The sequence below is a fragment of the Gynurincola endophyticus genome, assembly GCF_003991195.1.
Classification (GTDB): domain Bacteria; phylum Bacteroidota; class Bacteroidia; order Chitinophagales; family Chitinophagaceae; genus Gynurincola; species Gynurincola endophyticus.
Genome location: NZ_RCWL01000027.1, coordinates 1 through 377, shown reverse-complemented (window position 1 = coordinate 377; position 377 = coordinate 1). Strand labels below are relative to the sequence as shown.

The following is a 377-nucleotide window of genomic DNA, read 5'->3' as shown; positions in this document are numbered from 1 at the left end:
TTCTCCGTTGCATTACTCACATATACATAAAGATAACCATTCTTCGGCATTACCAGGTTACTCTTTACATGCGTGGTCAGCACACCACTGGCTCCTACCACTTCTGCTCCGCTGCCCTCCGCTACATATTGTAACTGTTCATTGAATAATACCCAGTTTACATAAGCTTTCGGTTTTCCCGTCGTATTCGGATTGCGCGCATTGATAAAACTAGTTACCGGCGCACTCAGCAAACCACCCGTCACCTGTCCTGCTTCAATCTTTCCTCCACTGCCGCCCGGAATCGCTGCCAGTAATAAATCGACCAGCGGGGTTAAAGGACTTAGATTCTGTACCGGTGCAGCTGCACTCTGCCACCAGCTCGTGGCCGTTAAATG

The 377-nt window shown here is 49.1% G+C and carries 1 protein-coding gene; it reads right to left on the bottom strand.

Annotated elements, in window-relative coordinates:
• The coding region (locus D9O48_RS18845; protein WP_199750641.1) for a hypothetical protein at positions 1 to 377 on the bottom strand (377 nt) is incomplete at both ends.